This is a genomic window from Flavobacterium rarum (SeqCode) (assembly GCF_965234445.1).
Taxonomy (GTDB): domain Bacteria; phylum Bacteroidota; class Bacteroidia; order Flavobacteriales; family Flavobacteriaceae; genus Flavobacterium; species Flavobacterium rarum.
In genome coordinates this window covers 314,178-333,568 of the sequence record NZ_OZ248479.1, presented here as the reverse complement: position 1 = coordinate 333,568, position 19,391 = coordinate 314,178, and the positions used below count along the sequence as shown (strand labels likewise).

The window sequence follows — 19,391 nt, the reverse complement described above, 5'->3', positions numbered from 1 at the left end:
ATCGCTTCTGCTTTATTCTTTAAAATTCAAAAAACACCTAATTTTTCCATTATGAAGGAAAAATAAGTACTTTATTTTCCGTAATAACAGAAAATTGCAGGTTTTTATTTTTTTTATATGGCCAATAAATCCACAATACTCCTGTCATTAGAAAGTCTTGGAATTTTATTCTGTCCACCCAATTTTCCTATCGATTTCATATAGTCTTGAAAACCATTTTTGACCACTTTGGTAATGACCAATTTTTTTAAAACATGCCCTACAATCAAATCATCATAATACATGTTTTGTTTGCGCATAGCATTGTCAAGCGCTTCCGCAAAAGTGTCGCTGTCTTCTGGCTCGTTTTCAAATTCGATAAACCACTCATGATATGGCAATCCATCTATTGGCGTGATTTGAGGCGCTACGGTAAATTCATTCACTCGTATTGTTGTTCCTATCATGGCTTCCTGCAAAGCGCATTCAACTTCTTTCCCGATTACATGTTCCCCAAATGCCGAGATATAATGTTTGATTCGGCCTGAAACAATTACTCGATAGGGCTTTAACGATGTAAACTGAACGGTATCCCCAATATTATATCCCCAAAGCCCAGCATTGGTCGAAATAATCAAAACATAATTGACACCCAGCTCCACTTCTCCAATGGTGTGCCGTTTTGGGTTTTCTGTATAAAAGTCTTCACTTTTTATAAATTCATAAAAAATACCTGAGTTCAACAACAGTAACATTCCTTTTTCTTTTTGAGAATCCTGATAGGCAAAAAAACCTTCGGATGCTGGAAATAACTCGATGCTGTCCACTTTTCTGCCTATTAAATTTTCGAATTTGGCTCTGTAAGGTTCGTAATTCACACCTCCGTAAATAAACAAATTGAAGTTCTTGAAAATTTCTCCAACGGGCTTTTCTGCCCTTTGCTGCAGTTTTTCAAAATACATTTGCACCCAAGATGGAATTCCGGAAATCACCGTCATGTCTTCGTCAATAGTTTCATTGACAATGGCATTTACTTTGGTTTCCCAGTCTTCAATACAATTGGTTTCCCAAGAAGGCAGTCGGTTTTTTTGCAAATATTTTGGAACAAAATGCGCCACAATTCCAGACAATCGGCCCAAATTTATTCCGTATTTTTCTTCTAATATTGGGCTTCCCTGCAGGAAAATCATTTTACCATTTACAAAATCGGCATTTTTGGTTTCGTGTATATAAAGCAAAATGGCATTTCGAGCCGCTTCAATATGATACGGCATAGATTCTTTGGTCAACGGAATGTATTTGGCACCCGAAGTAGTTCCTGAAGTTTTGGCAAAATAAAGCGGTTTCCCCTTCCAAAGAATGTTCTCCTCTCCTTTTACCACTCGATCCACATAGGGTTTCAATCCTTCGTAATCGCGAACTGGAACTAGCTTTGCAAAATCTTCATGTGTGTTTATCGTTTCAAAATGATGGTCTTTACCAAATTGAGTTTGTTTTGCGTCTTTTATTAGATTCAAAAAAACATTCCTTTGGGTTTCAACGGGTGTGTTGGCCCAAGCCTGTGTCTTCTTGTATATTTTTTGTGCAAATAGTTTTGCTGCAACCGATTTTAGTGACATTATAGTGTTATTTTTTTGAATTTGCCTTTTGCCTTTTGGAATTTATTTTTTCCTCTTCCTTTACACTTTCTCTCAACTCCATTTCTTTTTTAGAGGGAGCTAAATCAACTGCTTCTGGTGCTTCTTCGGTACTTGAAAGTATTGAATCTTTATTGAATTTGGCATATTCCAAATCACCATTCAATACTTTTTGAATTGATTTGATATAGATTTCGTTTTTCTTCAAAGCTGTCGAAAGGGAATCTGATTTTAATGCCAGAACTGTAGCGTCTCTTTTTAATTGGGATGAAGAATAACCGGGAATAAATTCCCGTAAAGGAGTAAAAGCAATCAATACGGTTGTAATCGAAATTAAGAAAATCGCACCCAATGAAAGTGAGACAAAGACACTCATGATATTCAATTTGAAAGAAAAAATTTCCTCAAAAGTATCCTCGTTCAAAATTATTAATCGGTTTTTGATTAACAATCTGTCAAAAAACTTCTTTCTTTTTAATCTAATACTAGGCATGAGATGTGTTTAAGTCACAAATATAATAATTAAAAGCGTTGCCAACACTTGCCTCTTTTAAGTAGTTCTATTCCTAACCTAATTGTTTTACCAAATATTTAACGCCATCAAAAGCAAATAAATTAGTCAAAATGAGTGGCTATTAAGTTATTCTATATACATTTGCACATTAGATTCATTTAAAAATTGCTACGGCACAAAATATTCAATCATGGGAAGATTTGGACTTACAGAAATCCTAATTATATTGGCAGTTGTTTTATTACTTTTTGGAGGTAAAAAAATTCCAGAATTAATGAAAGGTTTAGGAAGCGGTATTAAAGAATTTAAAAACGCAGCCAAAGACGATCAGCCAGCTGACAAAAAAGAAGAAGAAACGAAATAAGAATTTTTTATAAAAATTCCTAAATCTTAAATTCCAAATTCCAATATTTATATAAGGAGTTTGGGATTTTTTTATGGTTTATTGTTACCCCAAAAACAACTCAGAGAAGTTTTCTGTTTACAAACCAAAAAAGCGAACTAATAGAACCTCAAAACAACGCTTTTTTTTCATATTTATCGATTTTTCAGGTAGTTATAAATATATTTTTTTAACTTTAGCTTATCAATTACTTTCATTTAGACAATTAGCCCCAAATAATTGTCATGTCCTTCTAACAAATTTTACTGTTTTAAGGAGCGTAAATTTGAAACCATTTTATAATTTATATAAATTTTGATAATGATTGTTTGATTCTTTTTGAGAACAATTATTGAAAGTATATAGTATATAGATTTAGATAAAAAATAAACACGATTAAAGAGTATTGTTTTACTATAGATTAACAAAAATAATAGTCAATTTCTTTTAAATGTAAAGTGCAGCTAAAATTTAGAAATTAAATCTAAATGTTCAAAAGTCAATTGTGTTATAAATTGTGTTATAAATGAAAATAGTGTTTTAAGTTAATGTCATACAGACTTGTATAAAAATAATTGCAGACGATATTCCTATTTACTAAGTTAAAATATTGTTTCTAAACCTACAATATAGAATTACAACTATAGAATAAACCCTAAATTAAAATCAAAAAATGGACCAATTAACTGCTTCAAATACTAACATTAATTTACATTTTATGTGTGTTTTGAATAATATAAAATCTGTGTACTATTCTCTCTTCAGCATAGCAAAGCGAATACTATTCTTGTTATTGTTGAGTCAAACAATAGTTTTACCAGCGCAAAACCTAGTGCATAATTTTGAGTTCAACGGTAATCTGAATGACTCCCAGCCTACAGGAAAAGTATTAACCATACCTGTGGATTGTATTAACTCATTTGGAGTAAATCCGAATCAATGGAATTGGACAGCAACACGTTCTCCTGGTGGTGGTCTTTTTCTGGCTACAGCTAATTTACCAAATCCAGAAAATTATACTTTAGCACTAGATTTTTCATTTTCCGATGTATCAGGGAAAAGGAAAATACTTTCATTTGGGGATTTCTTTGAGAATAAGGGAGTATATTTTTTGTCTGGAGGAATAGATCAGGTAAATGGAGATATTTATGGCTTTGGAACTTTGAGTCCCAATACATTTTATAAGTTAATCCTAACTAGGAATGCAACCACTAAAGAACTGAAAACCTACATTATTGGTCCAAGTGGAGTCTTGCAACTTTTAGGTTCTTTAACGGACACCAACAATGATGCAGTACCTGTAAACATTTCGGTTAACAACCGAGATTTTACTTTTTTTCTAGATGATGCTTCTACAAATACTGAGTATACACCAAGTGGTTCGGTTCGATTTATTAAAATATGGGATGCTCCTTTATCAGAGTCTCAAATTACTACGCTGTTTCCTTCACCACTACCTACCATAACCTCCTTATCCAGTTTGTCAGGTTGCCAAGGTTCTAGCTTAATTATCAACGGGACCAACTTGGCTGGAGTACAAACAGTAACTATAGGAGGCACTGCGGCTACTGTTGTAAGTGCCACAGCTACTAGTGTTACCGTTACAGTCGGTTCTGGTACTACAGGAACGGTTTCGGTAACAACTCCTTCCGGAACGGCTACTTCAACAGAGGTGTATACAGTTGCTTCTGGAGGGGCTTTGGGTTCAGTATGTAATCCGTTTACCAATGTCAATCAAGTTACAGATGCTACCCCAAATGGATTATATTATTTTAATTTAGGAGGAAATGTATTTGAAACCAAGGTGGAAGAGGGGTGGGTTTTAGTCCTCAATGATGGCGGTGCAGCAGTGTCGCAAGATTTGCCAGAAGTGACGACTTTGGATACCAACCTGAGAGGTATTGTCAGTAGTACGGCATTATCCAATTTGGGACTAGTAGGCAGTGTAAAAATTAAATCGAGCAATGCTGTACTAGATGTGGAAAGTACCAATGCAACCATTATTTCTCGAGTAAAAGCAGGACAAACGATTCATCAAGGGCAAGCAGATAATGCTATCAATGATTCGTGGATAGGGGCTTCAGCTGCAAATTTAACAATAGATGCCACTTGTACTACCGATAGAGGAACATCACTAAAAACAAATATCATTCACACCTGCGGATCTGGTGGTGTGGGTACCTATTGGATCCCCAGTATAGGTGTACGTAGAGTTGCCGACGGTGATGGCAATGTAGCGGACTCAAATAGTTTTGGTTTGTGGGTGAAAAGAGCAATTCCTCCTACTATTACAAGCTTGTCAGCTACTAGTGGTTTTTGTGGCTCATCTTTGACTATTAACGGAACGTTTTTGACCAATACACAAACAGTTACCATCGGTGGTACGCCTGCAACAATTGTTAGTACTTCAGCTAACAATGTTACCGTAACGGTTGGGATTGGCACTACTGGAACCGTTTCAATCACTACCGATGGAGGCACAGTAACTTCGGCTGAAACATTTACCGTTTCCATTAACCCTGCAGATGCTTTGGGTTCAGTATGTAATCCGTTTACCAATGTCAATCAAGTTACCAGCTCAACACCTGATGGTACCTACTATTTTAATTTAGGAGGGACTACCTTTCAAACGAAAGTAGAGAAGGGATGGGTATTAATAATTAATGATGTAGGGGCTCCTATATCGCAAGATTTACAAGAAGTAACCAATTTAGATGTTACTATAAGAGGGATAGTCAGTAACAGTGCCTTAGCTAATTTGGGAGATTTTGATAATGTAAATATTCGCTCAAGTGATGGGATAATCGATGTGAAAAGCAATAATACTACAATTATCAACCGTATAAAAGCAGGACAAACGATTCATCAAGGGCAAGCGGATAATGCTATTAATGATTCGTGGGTAGGTGCTTCTTCTAATAATATAAAAGACGATGCATTTTGCGCGACTTCACAAGGTTCATCCCTGAAAGGGAATATTATCCATACCTGCGGAAGCTCTACGGGAACCAATTGGATTCCCAACCTTGGCTTTCGAAGAATCAACGATGGTCAAGGTAATGTCGCAAGCAGTGTCAGTTTTGGTCTCTGGGTGCAAAAAATAACTCCTCCAACTATTATAAGCTTGTCGGCTACAAGCGGTTTATGTGGTTCTTCTTTGACGATTAACGGAACATTTTTGAACAATACACAAACCGTTACCATAGGCGGTACGCCTGCAACAATTGTTAGTACTACAGCTACCAGTGTTACCGTAACAGTGGGGATTGGCACTACTGGGACCGTTTCAGTCACAACCGATGGAGGTACAGCTACTTCAACCGAGGTCTTTACGGTAACTTTAGGGGGTACTTTGGGATCAGTTTGTAATCCTTTTACCAGTGTGAATCAAGTTACTAGTTCAACTCCCGATGGCTCCTATTATTTTTCCTTTGGTGGAACAACAATTCAGACCAAAGTAGAGAATGGCTGGGTATTGGTGTTGAATGATGCAGGCGCAAGGGTTAATCAAGCATTACAAGTAGTTACCACCTTAGACGTAACTACAAGAGGAATATTGAGCAGCAGTGCCTTGTCGAGTTTAGGTGATTTTAGTGGTATAAAAGTTAAATCGAGTAACGGAGTGGTAGATGTTGTTACTAACAATGCTACCCTTATTTCAAGATTGAAATCAAATCAAACCTTGCATCAAGGATCGAATGATAATGCTATCAATGATTCTTGGACGGGGGTTGGTGCTGTATTTCTCACCACAAATGCAACCTGTCCTTCAGGAGATGGAAGTGTATTAAATGGAAGTGTGATTCATATTTGTGGACCTTCTAATACACTCAACTGGATCCCTAATAGAGGCGTTCGTGAAATCACCGATGCGGCTGGTTTTGTTGGAGCAGGGATTAGCTTTGGTTTATGGATTAAAAAAGTAGACCCTCCAACAATTACGAGTTTATCGAGTTTAAATGGCTGCATCGGATCTACTCTGGTAATAAACGGGACCAATTTAGCTACTGTCCAAGTTGTAACGGTTGGAGGTACAGCGGCGACTGTTATTAGCACTACTGAGACCAGTGTAACTGTAAAAATTGGGAATGGTACTACGGGGACTGTACAGCTTACTGCAGCAGGTGGTACCGTTATTTCTGCGGATACGTATACAGTTAGTACTGCCTCCAATCCAGCCGAACCTTTGGGCACAGGATGTAATCCTTTTACCAAATTGGGTCAAGTAAATAGTGGCATAGCTACTGGCCTATATTACTTTAACTTAAATGGCAATTTGTTTGAAACCAAAGTCGAAAATGGTTGGGTTTTAGTCTTGAATGATGCTGGTACTCCTGTTTCACAAAATTTACAAGATGTGACCAGTTTGGATGTAACCACCAGAGGTATTCTAAGTAGCAGTGCTTTGTCCAATTTGGGAACCTTAGCCAGTGCGAAAATTAAATCTAGTGATGGTGTGATGGATGTAACAAATGACAATAGAATTATTTTATCCAAAATAAAGTCGGGAGAAACCCTTCATCGTGGAGATTTAAACCTTACCGACGATGAAAGATGGAATAGTTTTTGGGTAGGTGCATCCTCTTCTTTTCTTACACTTCAAGCAAATTGCCCGACTCCATTTGGTAGTGCTTTGAAAGGCAATATTATACATACATGCGGTAGTTCCAATGGAATGGTATGGATACCAAGTCAAGGTCTGCGAAGAATTAGTGATCCTCAAGGCAATGTAGCCGCCTCTGTAAGCATTGGTATATGGGTGCAAGCATTTCCTTTGCCTGTTGTAACTACTGGAATCGCTCAGAATATTGCATCAGAAACAGTAACACTTACGGGGGATGTAAACCCATTCGGTTATAACGCAACAATTTCTTTCGAATATGGAACGACAACTGCTTACGGACAAACTCAGGCTGCCACTCCTTCAAGTGGTGCGGGGAGTACTTCAATTCCTGTAACAACTAATTTAATTAATTTACAACCACTAACAACCTATCATTATCGAGTAAAAGCGAATACTCCGGTTGGTGATGCTTTTGGTGAAGATAAAACGTTTACAACTTTTGCTGCCGCCAATCCTGGTGGTGTTTCTGGTGCTAACCTTTGGTTAAAATCAAACGAAGGTGTCACTAATTCAGGTGCTAATGTAACAGGATGGGTGGATCAAACAAGAACCAATACATTTACAAAACAGGGTACTATTGGATATCAAACCAATGGTATCAATTTTAATCCAACCGCAAGTTTTTCAAATGGTTACACTACAGGGGTATTACCAGCCAATAGATTAGAAGGGAATACAGACATCAATGTAGTACAAGCGTTTGCGGTATATAAAAACGCTACAAGCAGTCCTGCAAGAACGACTTCATTATTTGGACGCTTTGATGGTAATAATAATGTGACTACGGGTCTTTTTTTAGGTCCAACAAACGATAATACTTATGTTTACTTTGAATTGAATGCAATTGCAGATGCGTATCTGTCCTTTCCATCATCCATTAATTATGATAAGTTTAACCTCCAAACTATTGATGTTTCCCCAATAGCTGCTCCGTTTGCGAATGCTTGGACGAATGGAAAGAATAGTTTGGTAGAAGCAACATCTACTGGCGGTGTAGAATATACGGCAATTCCCTTAACGCCATTAATAGGTGGAACAAAAAATCCAAGTTTTTTCAACTTTAATGGTGAGGTAGCTGAAATTATTACTTATAATAGTGGACTCAACGGGGTAGATAGAGCCAAAGTAGAATCTTATTTGGCAATCAAATATGGAATCACTTTAGACCCATCTTTTGTTAATTATGTCAATTCATCAGGTACTGTTCTTTGGAATGATACCAAGTATTGGCACGATGTATTTGGTATTGGAAAAGATGATGCTAGTTCATTAAATCAATCTCAGTCTAACAGCATCAACACAGGAAGTGGGGACGGAAAAGGGCAAAGCGGTAAAGGAAATATCGTATTGAGTGATCCAACATCGCTTAATGATGGTGATTTCTTGATGATGGGTCACGATAATGCGGCATTGACGGAGCAAACTACCGATTTGCCTACCAATTTATTGGGCAAAAGACGTCTTGCTCGTGAGTGGAAAGTAAAAAAAACCAATACCCCAGGAACTTATAATTTAAGTTTTGATACTACAGGACTTTGTTTGTCTGCTAGCACTGCAGCTGATTTTAAACTGCTTGTGGATTCCGATGAAGACGGGGAGTTTATTGCGGCAACCACCATAGATGCTGCGTCTTATGCCAATAACATTTTGTATTTCACAGGTGTTGATTTACCAAATAATGCTGTTTTTACCTTTTTGACTTCGCCTCCAACAATCCAGCTTACTTCTGCTGTAGGAACCGATGCGCAAACGGTATGTACCAATACAGCGCTTATGTCTATTGTTTACACTACTTCAAAAATCACAAATGCAGTGGTCACAGACTTGCCAGCGGGAGTGAGTGCTAATTTTTCATCTAATGCCTTAACCATTAGTGGTACGCCTACTGCTTCGGGGGTTTTCAATTATACCATTCAATTGAGTAGTGCACAATGTCCTCCACTTGCTAATGTAACAGGAACCATCACGGTAACGGCATTACCCAACAAGCCAAGCATTACCACATCAGGCCCCACTAGTTTCTGTGCACCAGGATCGGTGGTTTTAACTAGCAGCGCTGCAACAGGCAATCAGTGGTACAAAGATCGTGTTGCAATTGATGGTGCTACTGGTACAAGTTATACAGCAACCGATACTAATACCTATACTGTAATTGTAACTCAAAATGGTTGTATTAGTCAAGAGAGCGATTTAGTAGAGGTGACGGCTAATATTGCTTCGAGTGCCCCAACGTTGAATGCTAATGGCAATACGGTTATTTGTGAAGGAGGCAGTGTGCGTTTACACACCTCTTCATTAACAGGCAATAAATGGTTCAAAAATGGAATAGAGATTCCAGGGGAAACCGGCAGTGATTATAACGCGACGACTACGGGTTCTTATACTGTAGAGACAATCAATACGGCGGGTTGTGTGAGTGGATTGAGCACACCGATACTGGTAACGGTAAACCCCAACCGAATTGTAGCCCCTATTACAGGAGCAGACAAGGTTTGTGCCAATTCGAGTATCACCCTTGTAAGTACTACCACAGCAGGTGTTTGGAGTAGCAGCAATACCGGTATCGCAAGTATTGATGGTTCGGGAGTGGTAACAGGAGTGAGTGCTGGTACAGTAACCATTACCTACAGCGAGGCCAATAGCAGTGGTTGCGTGACTAGTGTAAGCAAAACCATTACGGTCATAGCCCAACCGATACAGCCTACCATTACCGCTTCAGGAGCGACAAGTTTCTGTTCCCCTGCAACGGTGACTCTAAGCAGTAGTGCTACAACAGGCAACCAGTGGTACAAAGACGGCAGCGCGATAACGGGCGCTACCGATAGCGTCTATACTACAGCGGAATCAGGTTCTTATACTGTAATTAGTACGATAGATGGTTGCGCTAGTGCAGAAAGTGCTGCGATGGTAGTCACCGTTAGTGTGCCACCAGTAGTAGACCCTATAGTAGGGGCAGCAGTGGTGTGTGCAGGAAATACATTACAACTAACCAATGCCACTTCTGGCGGCGTTTGGAGTACTAGCAGTACAAGCATCGCCAATGTAGATGGTTCAGGTAGAGTAACGGGAGTAAGTGCTGGAACAGCCACCATTACTTTTACCGTTACCACTAAGTTTGGCTGTGCTACTAGTGTGAGTAAAGATATTACCGTAATTGCCTCACCATCTAAACCTAGTATCACGACTTCGGGCAGTACTAGTTTCTGCGCCCCAGGATCGGTGGTTTTAACTAGTAGCGCCAGTTCAGGCAATCAGTGGTACAAAGAAGGCAGCGCCATAACAGGAGCAACAACCAGCAGTTATACAGCCGCTGATTCGGGTATTTACACGGTACTAGTGACGCAAAACGGTTGTGTTAGTGTTGAGAGTGACCAAGTAACGGTAACAGCCAATGTTACCCCGAGTGTTCCAACATTGAACGCTACAGGCAATACGATTATTTGTGAAGGAGGCAGTGTTCGTTTACACACCTCTTCATTAACTGACAATATATGGTTTAAAGACGGACTAGTAATTCCTGGAGTAACCGGCAGTGATTATATCGCGACCACTACAGGTACTTATACTGTAGAGAGTAGTAACACATCGGGTTGCGTGAGCGGCTTGAGTGTGCCTATTGTGGTAACGATAAACCCCAACCGAATTGTGGCACCTATTACAGGAGCGGACAGGGTTTGTGCCAATGCGAGCATCACCTTAAGCAATGCTACTGTAGGTGGGGTTTGGAGTAGTAGTAACACTGGTATTGCCACTGTTGATGGATCGGGAGAGGTTACAGGAATAATTGGCGGTACGGTCACCATTACCTATAGTGCAAGCAATACAAGTGGTTGTGTGACTAGTGTAAGCAAAACCATTACAGTAACACCAGAGCCAGTAACACCTGTTATAGCAACTTCAGGTCCTACTTCCTTTTGTTTACCGGGTTCGGTAGTATTGAGTAGTAGTGCAACCACAGGAAATCAGTGGTATAAAGATGGTTTACCTATAGTAGGGGCAACAGCGAGTGTTTATACTGCTACAGATTCAGGAACTTATACGGTTGTTAGTACTCAAAATGGTTGTTCGAGTAATGATAGTGGCGCTGTTGTGGTTCGGGCGAATGGTTTACCTTTCTTAGACCCAATAACTGGAGCGGATGTAGTATGTACAAGCACTACGACTTTGCTGAGCAATACGATTCCTAGAGGAGTGTGGAGTAGTAGTAATACAGGTATTGCTACTATTGATGGTTCAGGGCTTTTAACAGGAATCAGTGCGGGTAGGGTAACAATTACGTATACCTTTACCTCCCGATTATCGGGTTGTTCAAGTACTGTTAGTAAAGAGATTACGGTTAGTACTTTACCTAGTAAGCCAAGTATTACCACATCAGGGGCTACAAGCTTCTGTGCCCCAGGGTCAGTGGTCTTAAGAAGTAGTGCTACAACAGGCAATCAGTGGTACAAAGACGGTAACGCCATAGCAGGAGCAACAACAAACAGTTATACCGCCACCGATTCAGGTATCTACACGGTAATAGTGACGCAAAACAGCTGTGTTAGTGTTGAGAGTAACCAAGTAACGGTAACAGCCAACGCTACCCCGAGTGTTCCAACGCTCAATGCTACAGGCAACACGGTTATTTGTGAAGGGGCAAGTGTGAGATTACACACGTCATCACCGTCAGGGAATATATGGTTTAAAAATGGAATAGAAATTCTAGGGGAAACCGGCAGTGATTATATCGCGACCACTACGGGTACTTATACAGTAGAGAGTATCAATACGACGGGTTGCGTAAGTGGTTTGAGTGTGCCTATTGTGGTAACGGTAAACCCTAACCCAATAGTAGTGCCTATCACAGGAGCAGACAGGGTTTGTGCCAATGCGAGCATCACCTTAAGCAATGCTACTACAGGTGGGGTTTGGAGTAGTAGCAACACTGGTATTGCCACTATTGATGGATCGGGAGAGGTTACAGGAATAATTGGTGGTACGGTAAGCATTAGTTATAGCGTGACCAGTTCAAGTGGTTGTGTGACGAGTGTAACCAAAACCATTATGGTAACCCAAGAGCCAGTAACCCCTGTTATAGGAACTTCAGGTCCTACTACATTTTGTATACCGGGTTCGGTAGTATTGAGTAGTAGTGCCACCACAGGAAATCAGTGGTATAAAGATGGTTTACCTATAGCAGGGGCGACAGCGAATGTTTATACTGCTACTGACTCAGGATCCTATAGGGTAATTAGGACCCAAAACGGTTGTTCAAGTATTGTGAGTGGCGCTGTTGTGGTTCAGGCAAATGTAGTACCAGTGTTAGACCCCATAACTGGAGCGGATGTTGTATGTACAAGCACAACGTCTTTGCTAAGCAATACGATTCCTAGGGGAGTATGGAGTAGTAGTAATACAGGTATTGCCACTATTGATGGTTCAGGGCTTTTAACAGGAATCAGTGCAGGTAGGGTAACGATTACGTATACCTTTACCGCCCGATTATCGGGTTGTTCAAGCAGTGTTAGCAAAGAGATTACAGTTGGTACTTTGCCTAGTAAGCCAAGCATTTCCACATCAGGAGCTACAAGCTTCTGTACCCCAGGCTCAGTGGTCTTAAGAAGTAGTGCCAGTTCAGGCAACCAATGGTATAAAGACGGTACTGCCATAGCAGGAGCAACAACAAACAGTTATACCGCCACCGATTCGGGTAGTTATAGCGTAATTGTGACGCAAAACAGCTGTGTTAGCCTAGAGAGTGACCAAGTAACGGTATCAGCCAATGCTACCCCAAGTATCCCTACATTGAATGCGACAGGTAATACGGTTATTTGTGAAGGGGCAAGTCTTCGTTTACACACGTCCTCTTTAACAGGCAATAAATGGTTTAAAAATGGAATAGAAATTCCAGGGGAAACTGGCAGTGATTATATTGTAACCACTAGTGGATCATATACTGTAGAGACAATCAATACGACAGGTTGCGTGAGTGGCACAAGCGCTCCGATACTAGTAACGGTTGATCCGAACCGAATTGTGGCACCTATTACTGGAGCAGACAGGGTTTGTGCCAATGCGAGCATCACCTTAAGCAATGCTACTGCAGGTGGGGTTTGGAGTAGTAGCAACACCGGTATTGCCACTATTGATGGATCGGGAGAGGTTACGGGAATAATTGGCGGTACGGTAAGCATTAGTTATAGCGTGACCAATTCAAGTGGTTGCGTGACTAGTGTAAGCAAAACCATCACGGTAACACCAGAGCCAGTAACACCTGTTATAGCAACTTCAGGTCCTACTTCATTTTGTATACCGGGTTCGGTAGTATTGAGTAGTAGTGCAACCACAGGAAATCAGTGGTATAAAAATGGTGGACCTATAGCAGGGGCGACAGCGAATGTTTATACTGCTACTGACTCAGGATCTTATACGGTAATTAGCACCCAAAGTGGTTGTTCGAGTATTGAGAGTGCCGCAGTTGTGGTTCAGGCAAATGTGGTACCTTTCTTAGACCCAATAACTGGAGCGGATCTAGTATGTACAAGTACTACGACTTTGCTAAGCAATACGTTTCCTAGAGGAGTATGGAGTAGTAGTAATACAGGTATCGCTACTATTGATGGTTCAGGACTTTTAACAGGAATCAGTGCAGGTAGGGTAACAATTACGTATACCATAACCAGCCGATTATCGGGTTGTTCAAGTACTGTTAGCAAAGAGATTACGGTTACTACTTTACCTAGTAAGCCAAGCATTTCCACATCAGGGGCTACAAGCTTCTGTGCCCCAGGCTCAGTGGTCTTAAGAAGTAGTGCTAGTTCAGGCAATCAGTGGTACAAAGACGGCGCCGCCATAACAGGAGCCACCGCCACCACCTATACCGCCACCGTTTCGGGTATTTACACCGTAATTGTGACGCAAAATAGCTGTGTTAGTATAGAGAGTGACCAAGTAACAGTAACGGCCAACGCTACCCCAAGTGTCCCAACGCTCAATGCTACAGGCAACACGATTATTTGTGAAGGAAAAAGTATACGTTTGCATACTTCCTCTCCGACAGGTAATAAATGGTTTAAAAATGGAGTAGAAATTCCAGGGGAAACTGGAAGTGATTATATCGCGACCACTACGGGTACTTATACCGTAGAGACAATCAATGCGACAGGTTGCGTGAGTGGCACAAGCGCTCCGATACTGGTAACGGTAAACCCAAATAAAATTGTAGCGTCTATCACAGGAGCGGACAGGGTTTGTGCCAATGCGAGCATCACCTTAAGCAATGCTACTGCAGGTGGGGTTTGGAGTAGTAGCAACACCGGTATTGCCACTGTTGATGGATCGGGTGAGGTTACAGGAATAATTGGCGGTACGGTCACCATTACTTATAGTGCAAGCAATACAAGTGGTTGCGTGACTAGTGTAAGCAAAACCATTACAGTAACCCCAGAGCCAGTAACACCTGTTATAGGAACTTCAGGTCCTACTACATTTTGTATACCGGGTTCGGTAGTATTGAGTAGTAGTGCAACCACAGGAAATCAGTGGTATAAAGATGGTTTACCTATAGTAGGGGCAACAGCGAGTGTTTATACTGCTACTGACTCAGGATCTTATACGGTAATTAGCACCCAAAGTGGTTGTTCGAGTATTGAGAGTGCCGCTGTTGTGGTTCAGGCGAATGTGGTACCAGTGTTAGACCCCATAACTGGAGCGGATGTAGTATGTACAAGTACAACGACCTTGCTGAGCAATACGTTTCCTAGAGGAGTGTGGAGTAGTAGTAATACAGGTATTGCCACTATTGATGGTTCAGGGCTTTTAACAGGAATCAGTGCAGGTAGGGTAACAATTACGTATACCTTTACCGCCCGATTATCGGGTTGTTCAAGCAGTGTTAGCAAAGAGATTACAGTTAGTACTTTACCTCGTAAGCCTTCGGTTACGGCAGCTAGTAGTACAAGCTTCTGTGCCCCAGGCTCGGTGGTACTGAGAAGCAGTGCCAATACTGGCAACCAATGGTTTAAAGAGGGTGTAGCCATTCAAGGAGCTACAGCCAATAATTATACCGCTACTGATTCGGGTATTTACACACTAGTAGTTACTCAAAATGGATGTGTTAGCCTAGAGAGTGACCAAGTAACAGTAACGGCCAATGCCACCCCAAGTGCTCCAACGCTCAATGCTACAGGTAACACGATTATTTGTGAAGGAGGTAGTGTGCGTTTACACACCTCTTCACTTACAGGCAATAAATGGTTTAAAGACGGTGTAGAGATTCCAGGAGAAACCGGAAGTGATTATATCGCGACCACCACAGGTACTTATACCGTAGAGACCATCAATACGACGGGTTGTGTGAGTGGCTTAAGCGCTCCGATACTGGTAACGGTTGATCCGAACCGAATTGTAGCACCTATTATAGGAGCAGACAGGGTTTGTGAGGGTTCTAGCATCACTCTTGCAAGTACTACCACAGCAGGAGTTTGGAGTAGCAGCAATACCGGCATCGCAAGTATTGATGGTTCTGGAGTAGTGACAGGGGTGAGTGCGGGTACAGTAACCATTACCTATAGCGCAAGCAATACAAGTGGTTGTACAACTAGTGTAAGCAAAACCATTACAGTTATAGCCCAACCGATACAGCCTACCATTACCGCTTCAGGAGTCACAAGTTTCTGTTCTCCAGCAACAGTTACTTTAACTAGTAGTGCTACAACAGGCAACCAGTGGTACAAAGACGGCGCTGCGATAACGGGTGCTACCGCTAGAGTCTATACTGCATCGGATTCAGGATCTTATACAGTCATTAGTACGATAAACGGCTGTTCTAGTCTAGAGAGCATTCCAGTGGTAGTTACCGTTAGTATGCCACCAGTGGTAGATCCTATAGTAGGAGCAACAGTGGTGTGTGCAGGAAATACAATACAGTTAAGCAATACCATCCTTAAAGGCGTTTGGAGTACTAGCAATACCGGTATCGCCAATGTAGATGCTTCAGGTATAGTAACGGGAGTAAGTGCAGGAACGGCTACCATTACTTTTACTGTTACCACTAAATTTGGATGCGTGACTAGTGTGAGTAAAGACATCATAGTAACGGCTTTACCCAACAAACCAAGCATTACGACTTCGGGCAGTACTAGTTTCTGTGCCCCAAGCTCGGTGGTACTGAGAAGCAGTGCCAATACAGGCAACCAATGGTATAAAGAGGGTGTGGCGATAACAGGAGCTACAGCCAATAGTTATACCGCTACCAATTCAGGAATTTATACGGTAGTAGTGACTCAAAATGGATGTGCCAGTTTGGAGAGTAACCAAGTAACGGTGACGGCCAATGCCAGCCTAAGTGTGCCAATATTAAATGCCACAGGCAACACGATTATTTGTGAAGGGGCTAGTGTTCGTTTACACACATCATCACCGTCAGGGAATATATGGTTCAATAACGGAGTAGCAATTCCAGGAGTAACTGGAAGTGATTATATCGCGACCACCACAGGTTCTTATACCGTAGAGAGTAGCAACACCTCAGGTTGCGTGAGTGGAACAAGCACACCGATACTGGTAACGGTAAACCCTAACCGAATTGTGGCACTTATTACAGGAGCAAACACGGTTTGTGCTAATTCAAGCACAGTACTCTCTAGCACCACCTCAGGAGGAGTTTGGAGCAGCAGCAATATAGGTGTCGCTACTATTGATGGTTCGGGTGTAGTCACAGGAGTGAGTGCCGGTACGGTCACTATTACCTATAGCGCAAGCAATACAAGTGGTTGTACAACTAGTGTAAGCAAAACCATTACAGTTATAGCCCAACCGATACAGCCTACCATTACTGTTTCAGGGGCCACAAGTTTCTGTGCGCCGGATACAGTAGTTTTAACCAGCAGTGCCACAACAGGCAACCAGTGGTATAAAGACGGTACGCCAATAGTGGGGGCTACAGCCAAGGTGTTTACTGCCACTGATTCAGGATTCTATACGGTAATTAATACGCTAAATGGCTGTACAAGTCAAGAAAGTACAGCGGTGGAAGTCAAAGTGAGTGCTGTACCTGCGGTAGACCCAATAACAGGGGCAGGAGTGGTGTGTGCGGGATCTAGTATTCAACTAAGCAATACGATTCTCAAAGGCGTTTGGAGTACTAGCAATACAGGTATTGCTAGTGTGGATGGCTCAGGATTGGTCACTGGAGTGAGTGCAGGAACGGCCACCATTACTTTTACCGTTATCACTAAATTTGGCTGTGTGAGCAGTGTGAGTAAAGACATCACGGTAACGGCTTTACCTAACAAGCCAAGCATTACCACATCAGGGGCTACTAGTTTCTGTGCACCGGACTCGGTAGTGTTAAGAAGTAGTGCCAATACAGGTAACCAATGGTATAAAGAGGGTGTGGCTATAGCAGGAGCTACCGCCAATAGTTATACCGCTACCAATTCAGGTATTTATACGGTAGTAGTGACTCAAAATGGATGTACCAGTTTGGAGAGTAACCAAGTAACAGTAACGGCCAATGCCAGCCTAAGTGTGCCAACCTTGAATGCCACAGGCAACACGATTATTTGTGAAGGGGCTAGTGTGCGTTTGCATACCTCCTCCTTAACAGGCAATAAATGGTTCAATAACGGAGCAGCAATTCCAGGAGTAACCGGAAGTGATTATATTGTTACTACCACTGGAACCTATACCGTTGAGAGTAGCAATCCATCGGGTTGTGTGAGCGGTTTGAGTGCCCCTGTATTAGTAACGGTAAATCCTAACCGAATCGTGGCACCTATTACAGGAGGAGACACGATTTGTGCTAATTCGAGTATCACCCTTGCAAGTACTACCACAGCAGGAATTTGGAGCAGCAGCAATACAGGCATCGCTACTATTGATGCCTTGGGTGTGGTAACAGGAGTGAGTGCAGGTAATGTAATTATTAGTTATAGCGCTAGCAATACGAGTGGTTGTGTGACTAGTGTGACCAAGACCATAACGGTAGCAGCGCAGCCAATACAACCCATTATTACCACTACAGGATTATCCGCCTTTTGTACTACGGGTTCAGTAGTATTAAGAAGCAGTGCTCCTAAAGTAAATCAGTGGTACAAAGATGGGGTGCTTATATCTGGTGCAATAGCCAGTGTTTATACTGCTACAACTAGTGGCTCCTATACTGTTTCGACTTCCAAAAATAACTGTACGAGTGAGTTCAGTGATCCTGTTGTAATAACGGCCACTACTCCTATTGTAAATCCAATCATTGGTGATAGCGCTATTGATTTGGGAAGTAGCTCGCAATTAAGCAATACAACACCAAGAGGAACTTGGCAAAGTAGTGCCATTTCAATTGCTACAATTTCGGCCTCTGGTTTAGTTACGGGTCTTGCCCTTGGAAATGTCGTTATCAGTTATACTGTTACAAATAGTCAAGGCTGTTCTACAACGGTGACAAAATCAATTGCTATTCTATCTCTTGATCTTGTCGCTGTAAATGATGATTATAGCACAACACCTATTGATTCCTCCAAAGGTGTAGTTTTGGATGTTTTGACTAATGATAAAGAAAATAATGGGCCAATTAATATTTCAGATGTAACCGTTTCAATCACAGATTCCAATGGTTTACCAGGTATTACAATTGATAATCAAGGAAAAATCATTATTCCTCAAGGATCAGCAATTGGAAGTTATGTATTAACCTACTCTATCTGTTATGCTTTGAATTCGAGTATTTGTTCATCAGCAACAATAGCCATTACAATTAAAGACCCTTGTGAATTAGATAATAGTTCTTCTGATTGTGATATTGTTGTTAAAAATGCAGTTTCCCCAAATAATGACGGTATAAATGACGGACTAACAATAGAGAAAATTGAAAACTATCCAGATAATACCGTTGAAATTTTTAACCGTTGGGGCCAATTGGTCTTTAAAACAAATGCCTATAATAATACAACTAATGTCTTTAATGGTATTGCCGAAGGAAAGGGAATCATTAATAAAAATAACGAACTTCCTGCAGGAACCTATTTTTATGTTATAAAATATAAAAACCCAATTAGTGGAATTGTAAAACAAAAAGTCGGTTACTTGTTTATATCCAGATAAAGTATTCAAAAAATTTAAACGTATACTTTATTTAACTGATTCCAGAAAATTGTAAATCCTGATGATGCTTATCATTATTATACCCTAAAAAAGGCTTTTCAAAAATTGAAAAGCCTTTTACAAGGCTAACTCTATTGGATTTTAAAATAATCGTAATTTAATAAAAATTGATGTTCT

The 19,391-nt window shown here is 40.9% G+C and carries 4 protein-coding genes; 2 read left to right on the top strand and 2 right to left on the bottom strand.

Annotation, left to right across the window (positions count from 1 at the left end; genetic code table 11):
- Positions 1-113 precede the first annotated feature (113 nt).
- Both AC8GF4_RS01295 and AC8GF4_RS01290 read right to left on the bottom strand, forming a co-directional pair.
- Positions 114-1,598, bottom strand: coding sequence for a GH3 auxin-responsive promoter family protein (locus AC8GF4_RS01295; RefSeq protein ID WP_506592013.1), 1,485 nt, complete (start codon positions 1,596-1,598; stop codon positions 114-116).
- A 7-nt stretch (positions 1,599-1,605) separates the two neighbouring features.
- The gene (locus tag AC8GF4_RS01290) at positions 1,606-2,109 is read right to left on the bottom strand and encodes a peptidase (RefSeq protein ID WP_506592011.1); all 504 of its coding nucleotides are present in this window, start codon (positions 2,107-2,109) and stop codon (positions 1,606-1,608) included.
- Between the two features lie 211 nt (positions 2,110-2,320).
- Here AC8GF4_RS01290 and tatA point away from each other — a divergent pair, with 211 nt between their 5' ends.
- A complete protein-coding gene (tatA, locus tag AC8GF4_RS01285; RefSeq protein ID WP_315154873.1) occupies positions 2,321-2,494 on the top strand; it encodes a twin-arginine translocase TatA/TatE family subunit in 174 nt (57 codons plus the stop codon).
- 691 nt (positions 2,495-3,185) lie between these two features.
- Positions 3,186-19,214, top strand: a complete 16,029-nt coding sequence (locus tag AC8GF4_RS01280; protein WP_506592009.1) for an Ig-like domain-containing protein — start codon at positions 3,186-3,188, stop codon at positions 19,212-19,214.
- The last annotated feature ends 177 nt before the right edge of the window (positions 19,215-19,391 follow it).

Coding starts and splice junctions, on each gene's coding strand:
- AC8GF4_RS01280 (WP_506592009.1), top strand. CDS start 3,186: ATGGACCAATTAACTGCTTCAAATACTAACATTAATTTACATTTTATG.
- AC8GF4_RS01295 (WP_506592013.1), bottom strand. CDS start 1,598: ATGTCACTAAAATCGGTTGCAGCAAAACTATTTGCACAAAAAATATAC.
- AC8GF4_RS01290 (WP_506592011.1), bottom strand. CDS start 2,109: ATGCCTAGTATTAGATTAAAAAGAAAGAAGTTTTTTGACAGATTGTTA.
- tatA (WP_315154873.1), top strand. CDS start 2,321: ATGGGAAGATTTGGACTTACAGAAATCCTAATTATATTGGCAGTTGTT.